Below are 12,997 nucleotides of genomic sequence, written 5' to 3'. Positions count from 1 at the left end.
CTTGGTATTGAACGTGTAGGCTTAGCCAATGACGGGTACGGAAAAATTCACAAACCAATGAAAGCTTAAGTAAATTCGCTAAGGTAATTTTCGTTGCCAGCCGTAAACATAAAGATATGACACCGGAAAATTGGACCTCAAGTGTACCCAATAAGAAAAATCCGACATGAAAATGATGATACCGGTTTTTACCCCTATCAAGTGTATGCTTTAGCAAAAATATTACAAATAAAACCAAGTCAACTTTTTGACTACTTCCACGGCGATGACGAGCGACCAATAATTGGGTTAAGCTAAGCCAGCCAAAAAAAATGGAGAAGCAGACATAAAAAAATATTTTTATTTTTCCAATTCCAAAAAATTATTTCTATATTAGATCAGCCGGTTGAAATATACCAACATCTAGCGAAGCGCTTATTTATTAGGGCGCTTTATTATTAACGATAAGATTTTTCATAATTTAGATTTATAAAGTTTCTCCCCTTTTATCAGCGACGAAAGGGGAGTTTTTTTGAGCATATAACATCTTTAAAATGAAAAGCCACTCCCTTCCGGAAATGGCTCAAAATAAATATCTATAAACTTTAAAAGTATTTGATTACAGTTTTTCGATTTCTTCGATAGAAAGACCGGTTCCTTTAGCAATATCAGCAATAGGTAAACCCATTTTCTTAAACTCTAGTGCAATGGCAATAGCTTCTTCACGCTTACCTTTTTCAATACCAGTCTTAAGACCTTTTTCAATGCCTTTCTGAATTCCTTTTTTTTTCAGCTTTATCTAATAAATATTCTTGAGTGCCCATTGTATCGCTCCTTCCTATTTTTGATTTAATTTCTTGTTCAAATATACTTAAAACTTCCTCATTATCAAAACTTACGTAGTAAGTAAGGAAATCATATAGCCCCTGTCGGGTATCCTTATCCATCTTCCTTTTCATCATCTCATCATACAGATCATGTTTTATTTCTTTCAGTCCATCATCGGTCACTTTCTTGTTTACTACAGCCAAAAGTGCAGTAAGGACAATCACTGAAAATGGATTCTCATTTGCTCGCAATTCCGATTCTTCCTGATCGAGGATCTTATAGCTATTAAAATCGTAGCGTAATGAAGTTCCCATAAACTCCTGGCTATATACCACTGGTCGATAGCCTTTGTTTTCATCTGCCAAAATTGCAATAGCTGTAATTGGAACTTTGTAACGATCCCATATTCTATAAAAATAGCGAAACATGCGCTCGGCCAAATCTCCCCTGCCTTTATTGCTCTGAATCTCTACATGGCAGAGTACGAACTGTTCGCGGCCATCCTTTTAAAAATACCTTCACAAGCTTGTCTACATAACGGACTCCCCTGCCGTTGCTTTCCGGAGGAAATAAACTCTCAAACTCTTTATCGAGATAATCAAAGGGTTTGCTCAGATCAAAAACGGCATCCGCATCCGGAAAGATAAATCGTAAAAAATGCGAGAACGTTTGTTCTAAGATAGATTTCCACAAAGGGTCGTCTACACGCCTTGATTTTGGACTCATAATTATTTATCAACTGGTTAACAGTACAAAGATACGAAATAACAATATAAAAAAACTAATTTAATTAGTAAAAATTAGAAAATACAAGATTCACGAAAGTACTAAATCAAACTGCAGATGATTTTTATGCTCATGAAGTTTTTTCGATTGCGAAATCTCAAAATATGAAACTGATAGATGTATCTGAACAATTATACAAATAACTATTTACGAATTCTATACTATCTCTAAACAACGAAAAGAGCGAGACGAATAATACTGCAAACTCTTCGACTGCTGCTAAGGTGATGCCTAGCGTCCAATAATTGGGTTAGAAAAGGGCATATAGCAACACACCCTAGTCTGCATATAGATAAGTGTCTTTGAACTAGATATAAATGAAGGACCTTAAAGATGAACTACAAAATATCATTCTTAGAGATGGACCTATTGGCAGTTCAAGCAAACTCAACCAAGTCCAGCATTTCCTTAAAGAAAATGCGACGCCAAGCCAAGGAATTGAAAGACAAGAGTAATACAATTGTGAAGAAGAAAAATGCTTAATTGATTTCGTGACACAACATTCTCTATGCTATTTAAGTGAAATAGATTAGCAAGCGCCCCCTAGCCAACTTTTTCGACTACATTAACGGCACAGTAAGCGCTCAATGATTAGACTTAGCTAAGACAATTGCAAAAACCAGGAAAAACAAACTGCAAAAAGATATTTTTAATTTTTGAATTTCAGAGAAGAATTATTCCTATATTAGATTAGCCGGTTGAAATATACCAAAATCTAGCGAAGCGGCTTAATCTATTAGGACGCTTTATTATTAACGATAAGATTTTTTCATAATTTAGATTTATAAAGTTTCTCCTCTTTTATCAGCGATGAAGGGGGAGTTTTTTATTAGAGCTACTCCATCTTGAAAATGAAAAAGCCATTCCCTTTCGGAAATGGCTCACAATAAATATCTATAAACTTTAAAAGTATTTGATTACAGTTTTTCGATTTCTTCGATAGAAAGCCCGGTACCTTTAGCAATATCAGCAATAGGTAAACCCATTTTCTTAAACTCCAATGCAATGGCAATAGCTTCCTCGCGCTTACCTTCAATTTTACCTTCAATCTTACCTTCAATCTTACCTTTCTGAATTCCTTTTTTTTCAGCTTTATCTAATAAATATTCTTGAGTGCCCATAGTATCGCTCCTTCCTATTTTTGTTTTAATTTCTTCTTCAAACTTAGATAAATTGCCTACAAAAAGCAATTTATCGATCTCTCCTCTGCCATTAAGGACTAATATATTGAGGAAACATACTCAAAACTTCCTCATTTGCACTCATTATCAAAACTTACAGCGCAGCATACATACTGTCGGCTGAAAACTATTGCCCCCAATAGGAAGTATTCAGCCGAAAAGTTGTAAATTTGACAGCTGGTTACAGATTTAATCCAGACAACTTTGCCAGCGGCAAAGCACATTCCGTTCAGCTGGAAAAAGAAGTGCAGAACTTTCGGCTGAAAGGATTGCAGCTCGACGATATGATGCGTCTAAAGAAGGTAAGCCAAACCATGAAGGCCGATGCAGCCGGCCTGAAAGCCGCACAAGATCTAACGGCTATGAAAGCGTCGTTTTCTGCAGTCACACAATCCCTATTTACCATTATGGAGACGATGAAATGTACCGATGAGGCGATGTACCTGCAGTATTGCCCTATGGAAAAAGGCTATTGGCTAAGTTACGACAAGACGATAGAAAATCCGTATGCAGCGTCGATGCGCAAGTGTGGTGAGCTGGTCAAAGGAATGGCGAAAGCCGATTACCCAGAGCCCGTAGCCTGCCATTAATTTCCGCGGTTGATATAATCTATCTATTTTTTTGCTATTTTTAGATACACAACTTTTTACTGTGTATAAGTATACCCATGAATCTATATGCTTAGTGTAACTACCGAAAGATCCGATTTTGACCGGGCCATATTCGACCTAGTCCCGCTACCCATGTGGATCTATGACCTAGATACATTACGTTTTCTTGCTGTAAATAAAGAAGCCATCCATCACTACGGATATAGCGAGGAAGAGTTTAAGCAAATGACAATCAGAGATATTCGCCCGCAAGAGGATATACCGAAATTGGAGGAAGCTGTAGAAAGAACCAAAAGCCGGCTAAAAAAATTTAAGAAAAGTATTTTTCGGCATCAGAAACGTGATGGCAGTATTATGTATGTACAGATTAAAGGCAACACCATCAATTTCAACGGCATTCAAGCCGAAATCGTTACCGCCACCGAACTGACCGAGCTCTATGAGAAAGAACGCAACTTAGACAAGGCCTACAAGGAGCTTTCATTCAGTGAGAAAAGGTTTCGATCATTAATCGAAAATGGTCGGGATCTTGTGGCCATTATCGACCTCGACGGCAAATACAAGTATGTAGCCCCTACATCCACTACCGTTCTGGGGATGGATCCTGAAGCCTTTGTGGGCAAAAGTGCCTTTGAATTCATCTATGAAGATGATGCTCGCCAGGTCAAGGCGCAGCTCGACAAAATGAAGGTATCGAAGTCGGCTTCCATTGGCGCATATCGGTTTCCCGATGCAAACGGCGATCTGCGCTGGTTTAAAACCGAATTATCCAACCACCTAAACACGCCCCTTATTGAGGGCATCATTGCTAATACGCAGGAGGTCACCGCCGAAATCAAAGAGAAGATCGTCAACGATCTTTTTACCGAGCTGACCTTAACCTTTGCAAAGTCTATTTCCCTGATATCCTCACTAGATCAAGCCCTTCAACGATTGGTGTTGCTTCCCAAGATACGTGTCAGCGAGATCTGGTTGGTCGCTCCAGACCACAGCGAGTTACACCTTGTGTCAAAATCGTCGCAGCAAAGTAAGTTCGCGCTATTTCACCAACAGACGCAGGAATTGACTTCCTTTAAAGAAGAGGACGGGCTCGCAGGTAAAGTATGGAAAGAAAAAAAGGTGGTTATTTGGGACGATCTCGGCGAAAATAAAGATTTTCTACGCGCAGAAGCAGCCAGGGCGGTGGGTCTTTCCACGGGGATCGGACTACCGATTATGTATGGCGATGAATTTCTGGGCTGCATCGTATGTTTTTCGACGTCTGCGCCAGAGAATCTTGTCGAAACGATAAATTTACTGACCAATGTCAGCGAAAAGCTTGGCCCACTCGTCAAACAAAAAGTGACAGAAGAAGAGTATCGTTCTATTTTCAATATTTCTTCAGATCCGCTGTGCATAATTGGTTTCGATGGTTATATCAAAAAATGCAATAAAGCTTTCAGCCAAGTGCTGGGTTATCCTACAACATATCTATATGCTACCCCCATGTTTGAACTCATCCATCCCGAAGATCGAGAGCGTTTAGAAGAAGGGTTTTCGTTATTGATGAGCGGCCATAACACCGAGCGTTTTTCGGGTCGGTTTTTAACATCCTCCGGTGATATGAAATGGTTGCAATGGTCGGCTACTGTAGCAGCAGAATCCAAAACGCTTGTTGCTGTCGGGAAGGATATCACCAAACAAAAGCTTGCCGAGCACGCGTTACAAACAGCTTATGAACAATTAAAGACAGCCCAAAAAATTGCTAAGCTCGGGTACTGGTTTAGAACTATAGATTCGGATGTCACGGAATGGAGTGAGGAGATGTACAAAATTTATGAGTGTTCGCCTAGCACCTTTATCCCCAGCTTAGAAAATATCAAGCAAACTTTGCAGCCCAAAGACCAGCATATGCTCGAGGATGATCCTTTATTTCACGTAGAGCCTGGAATTATCAAAAGCTTTGAGCATGAAATCATCACCTTATCGGGAAAGTTGAAATGGGTGCATCAAGAAGTGCGATTAGTCACTGATGAAACGGGTAATACGATTAAAATTGAAGGCACAATACAAGATATTACAGCTTCCCATCAGGCTATGGATCAAATAAAGAAACAGAACGAGACCCTCTGTGAAATCGCCTGGCTGCAGTCTCACAGTATCCGCGCTCCACTAACACGGATCATGAGCCTAATTTACCTTTCAAAGGAATTAGATGGCGGCGGAAAATCTACTGCTGAAATTATGGATCTGATTATGGATTCCGCAAAAGAATTAGATGCGGTGATTGCGCAAATCACCGTTAAAACAAACCTTATTCATCATTAAAATGGAACAGATACTACTTATAGATGACGACGCTGTCATCAATTTTGTACATACTAAAATCATTGCTAGTGTCTATCCCGATGCGACTGTGGTCATTTTAGAAAATGGAAAGAAAGCGGTGGAATACATACAGCAAAATCAACAAAATCCCTATCTCGTCTTCTTGGATATCAATATGCCGATTATGGATGGCTGGCAATTTCTGGAAGCGATGCAAGATTTTCCCAATAAGGACAACTTGCGCATACATATGTTAACCTCTTCCGTAGATTTAAGAGACCAGAGTCGCGCAGCAGACAACAACATGGTGCTTTCTTATCTTTCAAAACCCTTAACAAAAGATGTTTTACGATCGATACCCGTTCAACAGTAGCTGGCATTAGGTAAGTAGTCCATCAACTATTACGCACTTTAGGCAATACCACCTTCATTGCGTCGGCAACAATAGTTTGACACAAAATCCAGGTTGCTAAAGGACGTAAAAAACCGATTTAAACGAATAGAGCCCAGTCTGATTTAGTAAACAGGCTGGGCTCTTCAATTTTACGCTAAACCCTTCGTTTTAAAAAAGCGTATTTTTGCATTTTTATTCGTTTAAATACAATATTTCAATCCAAAAATTGTATAATAATTTGAAAAAATGCATTTTTATGCTATATTTGATATAAAACATATACAAACCGATTTCTAACCGCTATAAATTTTTATGAAATAGCACAATATTTATGTTGCCCAAGCACCAGGTGTATTGGCAAAACCTAAGTTGAACGAAACTAATCAAACACAATTTTATTATGAAAAGAAGTATGCTCATACTAGTGAGTTTACTGAGTACGTATGGTGTCGCCCTGGCCCAAAAAATCGTTACCGGTAAAGTCACTACGACAGATGGGTCGGCATTAGGCGGTGTAACAGTTCTCGAAAAAGGCAAAAACACCCAGTCCATCACCACCAACAGTGGAATGTACAAGATCACCGTACAAGAAAACGCCACCTTAATTTTTAGACATGTCGGTTATAACCAAATCGAAAAAGCGCTCATGGGGCAGTCGGTAATCAACATCAGCCTATCCGAAAACAGTTCGTCCCTCGACGAAGTGGTAGTCACCGCTTTCGGAGTCAAACGTGATCGAAAAACCCTCGGATACTCCACACCTATCGTTGCCGGATCAGATGTATCCGAAACCCAACGCGAATCGTTTTTCCAAGGTCTCCAAGGCCGTGTACCGGGCCTTTCAATCAATAGTACAAGCGGTATGCCAGGTGCATCGGCACAAATCGTACTGCGCGGCTTTGCCTCCATCTCTGGCGACAACAATACCCTTATCGTTGTCGATGGCGTACCCATCAACAACTCCACACTGAATGAAAATGACCTGGCTAGCAATGGAGCAAATCGAGATCTCGATTACTCCAATCGGGCAATGGATATCAATCCAGACGATATCGAAACCTATACCATCCTGAAAGGCCCAGAGGCGACAGCCCAATTCGGCAGCCAAGGTGCAGGCGGAGCCATTCTCATAACAACCAAGAAAGGAAAAGCCGGTAAATTTACCGTCAACTATTCGCTCTCAGGACGTGTTGAAACGGTCAATAAATACCCCGAGCGGCAATATGTTTATGCACAGGGAACCAATGGTGTATACGCCGCTAATTCGGTCTATTCAATGGGACCAAAATATGCAGAAGGAGTCACGCTCTACAAAGACAATGTCAACAACTTCTTCCGCACCGGATATAATCAAAAGCATAATCTTTCTTTCGAAGGCGGATCAGAAAAAGTGACTTACCGCTGGTCCAATGAATACAGCAACAATACTGGTATCGTCCCCAATACCAGCTATAAGCGGTTTTCGACCCGCCTCAATGGAACAGCAAAATTTAACGACAAACTCGAATTTAACACCTCTTTCAACTATATCAATTCACAAAACGATAAAGTCCGTAAAGGCAATACAGGCTACCTGATTACCCTGATGCGCTTCAACCCGCTGTACGATGTTCGCGACTGGATCGATGAAAAAGGGAATCGTGTACTCCACAGCACCGATATTTACAATGAGCTGGATAATCCCTTTTGGGATGTATACCGCAACACCGCCAATGATGATGTAAACCGCCTCCTTGCCACTTCCAACATGACCTATCGCGCTACGAACTGGCTAAGCCTCAACGGGATCATCGGCATCGACTTTGCCAACACACGGGGGCAAAGCGTTTACCATCCTCAATCCTACTCCGGATCAGGGTCTTCGACCAATGTACGCAATGGCTCCATGAATGAGTATCAAGTCAATGCACGCGTGCTCTCGGGATCATTTATGGCGACGGCCAATACAAAAATCGGGCGCGACATTAGTTTTAGGGCAAACTTGGGAACAGAATTTAAAGACTACAATACCCTTACTAACTCCCAATATGGCGAGGACTTTTACGATCCCAACTTTTACAGCATCAACAACACCTTTCCGAGCACGCGCCTGGCGCGATCTGTTGCCAATAACTTTCGTACAGTCGGATTTTTGGCACAGGCTGGATTTGGATATCTTGACAACCTGCTGTATCTAAATTTAACCGGACGACTGGATGCAGCCTCCCGAATGATGCCCAATAATCCGTATTTTGGCTATCCATCGGCTTCGTTGGCCTTCAATTTTTCAGACTTGTCTTTCTTCAAAAATAAAGTGCAATGGCTCAGCGACGGAAAATACCGCATCTCTGTGGGAACAACGGGAAAAGCGCCCTTTAAAAGCTATTACACGTTATCTAATCTCGAGCCCAAGCTATCCACAGGTGGTGGATTTGCCTATGGTGTGAATGGCGGAAATCCCGATCTGAAAGCCGAAAAAACCCGCGATTTTGAAACAGGACTCGAATTTGGCTTTTTTAAGCGCCGCCTTACATTTGATTTCAGCTATTTTAACCGTTTAAGCACCGGGCAGATCATTCTACCGCGACTGAGTTATGGCTCAGGCTTCGTTTTACGGATGATGAACGGCGGTGAAGTCAAGACTTACGGTACCGAATTGCAAGTCAACGTCAACCCGATCAAAAAAACCGATTTCAGTTGGGACATGACCTTTAATTTTACCCAGTACAAAGGAAAAGTACTTTCATTAGCGGAAGAATTGCCCGAACTGTATGATTCTGACACCTGGGTACTGAGCGGCGTAAGGTCTTCGGTCATGCCGGGCTATAGTATCGGTACCTTAACTGGAACACAATTTAAGCGAAACGGTCGCGGAGACATTTTGATAAACCCTCAAACCGGTCTACCCATCGCCGGCACCGACAAATATTATCCTATTGGAGATCGTATTCCTGACTTCACGCTGGGCATTGTCAATAAGTTCAACTACAAAGATTTTTACCTCACCTTTTTATGGGACCTCCGCAAAGGTGGCGATGTGCTCAATGGACTGGATTATAGGCTCTATACCTATGGGCAGTCTGTTAAGACGTTAAATCGGGAAAACCCTCGGGTGATTGAGGGGGTACTCGAGGACGGACTCGAAAATACAGCCAATCCAACAACGAACCGTATTGCGGTAACCCCTTATTCAGCTTCAGCCTACTATATGACCAATATAGAACCGCAGATGTTTATCGAGAAAAACATCTATGCATTTAGACTGCGCGATGTTACACTCCGCTATGCACTTCCCAAGCATCTCACACAGCGTATTTCGCCACAAGCTGCATTAAGTGTATTTTTTACCGCTACCGATCTTTTTCTTTTTACGAATTATACAGGACTTGACCCGGAAAGCAATAGTAATACGGCAGGCCTTGGCGGCATCGGCGGATATGGTATAGATTACGGAAACATGGCTAAGCCAAGAGGTTTCAATTTTGGTCTTAACTTGAGATTTTAGGAGGAATATATCATGAAAACAAAACTTTATATACTCATCTTTTCAGTCCTTGCCGGATTGAGCAGTTGTAAAAAATACCTGGACATCAATGAAAATCCGTCCAACCCGCAGCTAGTCAAAGCCGAATTGCTTCTAGCTCCGATCATCTATCAGATGGCCAATGGTTATGCCAATGACCAGCGGCAGATGAACAAATTCAATCAAACCATCTTGGGCGCGAGCACAGACGAATCCTCCCGGATCTGGGAACGTCATGGTTTCCCGCAGCAAAGTGATGTTGGCGGTGTGATGTGGCGTATGGTCTATTTTGATCATGGACTCAACCTGCAGCTGATGATCAACGATGCAATAGTCAATCAAAAATATGAATACGCCGCGATCGGCTATGCCGTAAAGGCCTGGGGCTATCAGATGCTCACCGATTACCACGGCCCGATTATTCTCGATGAAGCCTTGCGTACACAGCAGTTATCTTTCAAATATAATGACCAGCCCGAAGTATATGCTAAAGTACGTGTATGGTGTGACTCGGCTTTATATTATCTGGATCAAAAAAGCCCTGTCGATTATAGTGCCAACCTGAATTCAAAAAAAGGCGATAATCTATTTCGGGGAAATATGGACCGCTGGCGAAAGTTTGTCTACGGCCTAAAAGCACTTCAGTACATTCACCTGGTCAACAAACCCGATTTTAAAGAAAAATATGCCGATTCCATTGCCTATTTTGTGGACCGTTCATTTGATTCTCCGTCCGATGATGCTGGCGTTAAATTTGACGGTGATAAATCGGAAACAGCCAATGTGGTAAGCTCCAGATTTGGTCTTTACACCACATCTTATTATAACAGGGCAGGCAAGCCGATCGTACGCTACCTCACCGGAGGATTGCGCGGTGAACCCATTGAAAACCCGAAAGTATCGACCGATCCACGTCTTTCGCGCATGTTAATGATCAACAATCCGGTTGACAGCATCTACATCGGCGGCGATCCCAATGTATCCAACACAACAGTTCCAAACATCCTTGGAGACGTCAGTAGCGGCGTGGGCAAATTTATCTTTAGGGACGCAGCTGATTTTCCGCTGATGACCTACGCGCAGCTGCAAATGGTCAAGGCCGAAGCACTATTTATCAAAGGCGATGCAGCAAAGGCCTATGAGGCCTATATCAAAGGTATCTATGCCCACATGAACTTCGTCAATAAGTACATCAATACCACCAACGAAAAATCCATTACTGCTGTTGAAATAGATAATTACATCAAAGGAGGAGAAGTACCGCTATCTGCTGCTGATCTAACCCTAGCCGACATTATGGGACAAAAGTATATTGTCCAGTGGGGATGGGGCGGTTTAGAACAATGGTGTGATTTAAGGAAATATCATTATAGCACCGAAATATTTAAACAGTTTATTCCATTGGCCGGCAGCCAGCTGACTTACAATGATTATTGTTACCGCGTCCGGCCGCGTTATAATTCGGAGTACGTATGGAACGCTTCAGAGCTTGAACGATGGGGCGCCCTAGAGCCGGAGTATGTGATTAAGCCCACCTGGTTTGTCACTTCAACTTATTAACGGATTAAAGAAAAAATTATGAAGAATTTCAAAAAAATAGTATTTCTTGGTTTAGGTGCATTTGCCCTATATTCTTGCGAGAAGTCCATTCAAGACTTTGGAAAAGTAGAGTTTCTCGGCCCCGATGATGTCATTGTGAAGGTAAATATGGCATCTATCTATCCCGATGACCGCTATATGTATGTCAAATTTGATGACCAGCGCGTCACTTCGCTCATCCGGGGACGTGAGCCGTTTCCCGGCGGCGGGTACAACACCCGCGGGGACTCCAGACCCGACTTTTTAAAATGGAAGGCCGGCAATGTGAAAGTACAGGTTGCCCTTCCACATAAAACCGATGATGGACGCGACTCCATTATATTGGCCGAATCATCCGTAAACCTTGGTGCCGGCAAGCGCTATACCCTGCATATTACAGATACAGCGCAGAATACGAAAATGATCTTAAATGAAGAGGATCTTTCGCGGCCCGACAGTACACAGGCAAAATACCGATTTACCAATCTGATGCCCAATGTCCCGTCCATTGATCTCTATTATGGCGCTGCAGCAACTGGAAGCGCAACTGCTATTGCTGTCCAAGACTCGCTTGTAGCAAAAGATGTAAAATACCTAGAGACCAGCCCCTATTTCCAACTGAACCGTATTGCGACACGGACATGGAAGATCCGCAAAGCCGGATCACCTGTAACAAATGGTACAGTAATCGCCTCTTATAGCAATGCCGGAGCGATACTTGACCGCAGGTCGTATGTTGTTTATGCCTTAGGCTATGATGGATTTACCAGTACCATCATGAAGCCCTATGTTTCATTTTTCTTAGTTCGATAGATATGGAAAGAAAAACAATTTTTAGTTTTGCCCTGCTATGCATATTCTGTATGGGTATAGCTAATTCGTGCAAACAGAGGGATGATTATCCCTCCTTTGATGATAAGGTCGTAGAAAATCCGATCACAGACACAATCCCCAACGATACACAGATGGAGGCGGTCACCAAAACGATTATGGAACGGACTGACCTGATCAAAACGTTTTTGGTCGATTCATCCGTCAAAGTAACGGATGGACTTACACGCACCCATATACGTTATCTGAATAAGCTCGATCAACGGGTGAGTTTTCAATTGCTAACAGTAGACCTTTCATCCAAAGCGGTATTCCCTTCAATTATGAGTGCATTTGACGATTATTTATATGTTAGTCAGCCAATTGGCGATATGGCAAAGTATAATGAACCGCGGGCGGGGGGGCAGATTCTATCGGCTATCAATGCCGCTTTATCTACGACCTACTCTTACATTAAAAATGGTCGGCAGATCAATGTATCGACCAGTAATATAAAAACCAAAGAAAAGACCAGGCCTTTCTTTGCCATACGCAAAGATGGCTCGCCTTATATTGGCAATTGTCCCGATACCACCAAGTTTGCTTTTGAGCCTTATGATTTGAATCAATTTAGCGGACTGGTATCCGGTACCAACTGGGTTCGTTACCGGGGTTATAACGTTTTGACTACAGCAGCTATTGTTCAAGCGGTAACAGCCATTGGCCTGTCCGCAGACAATAAAACGATGTATGCCTTGGTTGTTGATGGTGGCGACACAAATTTTTCAGTTGGCATCAGTTTAAATGATGTTTCTGCTTTGATGGGTGCTTTAGGCAGTCATGATGCTTTTGTATTAAACAGTGGCACCACCAGTGTTATGGTCCAGAAGACGATCACCAATGACCAATTCAACCCCGTGGTCTGGAATACAGTATCTAAACCCCTAACGGCAGGCGGATCCGCAAGCATCAGTGGTATTGGATTTGTGAAGCGATAAATCGTTTTTAAAAAATCAGCTAC

The 12,997-nt window shown here is 42.1% G+C and carries 11 protein-coding genes; 8 read left to right on the top strand and 3 right to left on the bottom strand.

Annotated elements, in window-relative coordinates:
* Positions 1 to 740 precede the first annotated feature (740 nt).
* Positions 741 to 1,247, bottom strand: coding sequence for an RpnC/YadD family protein (locus tag DTA23_RS29275; RefSeq protein WP_256604007.1), 507 nt, complete (start codon positions 1,245 to 1,247; stop codon positions 741 to 743).
* 13 nt (positions 1,248 to 1,260) lie between these two features.
* Positions 1,261 to 1,533: a hypothetical protein gene (locus DTA23_RS29270; RefSeq protein WP_256604005.1), complete on the bottom strand. Its 273-nt coding sequence runs from the start codon at positions 1,531 to 1,533 to the stop codon at positions 1,261 to 1,263.
* Between the two features lie 393 nt (positions 1,534 to 1,926).
* On the opposite strand from DTA23_RS29270, the gene DTA23_RS27170 reads away from it, so the two are divergent.
* Entirely contained in the window at positions 1,927 to 2,076 is a 150-nt protein-coding gene (locus DTA23_RS27170; protein WP_172462433.1) for a hypothetical protein, read from the top strand.
* A gap of 434 nt (positions 2,077 to 2,510) precedes the next feature.
* Here the strand turns inward: DTA23_RS27170 and DTA23_RS16325 are convergent, their stop codons facing one another.
* Positions 2,511 to 2,783 carry an RpnC/YadD family protein gene (locus DTA23_RS16325; RefSeq protein WP_239468780.1) on the bottom strand — a complete coding sequence of 91 codons (273 nt, stop codon included), beginning with the start codon at positions 2,781 to 2,783 and terminating at the stop codon, positions 2,511 to 2,513.
* A gap of 161 nt (positions 2,784 to 2,944) precedes the next feature.
* Between DTA23_RS16325 and DTA23_RS16320 the strand changes: the two genes are divergently transcribed.
* From DTA23_RS16320 to DTA23_RS16290, 7 genes are all read left to right on the top strand, one after another.
* On the top strand, positions 2,945 to 3,364 hold the full coding sequence (locus DTA23_RS16320) for a DUF3347 domain-containing protein (protein WP_112375360.1): 420 nt from the start codon (positions 2,945 to 2,947) through the stop codon (positions 3,362 to 3,364).
* 87 nt (positions 3,365 to 3,451) lie between these two features.
* Positions 3,452 to 5,692: a PAS domain S-box protein gene (locus tag DTA23_RS16315; protein ID WP_112375359.1), complete on the top strand. Its 2,241-nt coding sequence runs from the start codon at positions 3,452 to 3,454 to the stop codon at positions 5,690 to 5,692.
* A gap of 1 nt (position 5,693) precedes the next feature.
* On the top strand, positions 5,694 to 6,065 hold the full coding sequence (locus tag DTA23_RS16310) for a response regulator (RefSeq protein WP_112375358.1): 372 nt from the start codon (positions 5,694 to 5,696) through the stop codon (positions 6,063 to 6,065).
* A gap of 421 nt (positions 6,066 to 6,486) precedes the next feature.
* The gene (locus DTA23_RS16305) at positions 6,487 to 9,570 is read left to right on the top strand and encodes a SusC/RagA family TonB-linked outer membrane protein (protein WP_112375357.1); all 3,084 of its coding nucleotides are present in this window, start codon (positions 6,487 to 6,489) and stop codon (positions 9,568 to 9,570) included.
* 12 nt (positions 9,571 to 9,582) lie between these two features.
* Positions 9,583 to 11,148 (top strand): SusD/RagB family nutrient-binding outer membrane lipoprotein, encoded by a 1,566-nt coding sequence (locus tag DTA23_RS16300; RefSeq protein ID WP_112375356.1) that lies wholly within the window; start codon positions 9,583 to 9,585, stop codon positions 11,146 to 11,148.
* A gap of 18 nt (positions 11,149 to 11,166) precedes the next feature.
* Positions 11,167 to 11,979, top strand: a complete 813-nt coding sequence (locus DTA23_RS16295) for a DUF4397 domain-containing protein (protein WP_112375355.1) — start codon at positions 11,167 to 11,169, stop codon at positions 11,977 to 11,979.
* Positions 11,980 to 11,981: 2 nt separating this feature from the next.
* Positions 11,982 to 12,974: a phosphodiester glycosidase family protein gene (locus DTA23_RS16290; protein WP_112375354.1), complete on the top strand. Its 993-nt coding sequence runs from the start codon at positions 11,982 to 11,984 to the stop codon at positions 12,972 to 12,974.
* Positions 12,975 to 12,997 lie beyond the last annotated feature (23 nt).

The organism is Sphingobacterium multivorum, assembly GCF_900457465.1.
In the GTDB taxonomy this organism is placed as follows: domain Bacteria; phylum Bacteroidota; class Bacteroidia; order Sphingobacteriales; family Sphingobacteriaceae; genus Sphingobacterium; species Sphingobacterium multivorum.
This window is presented reverse-complemented; position numbering and strand designations above follow the sequence as displayed.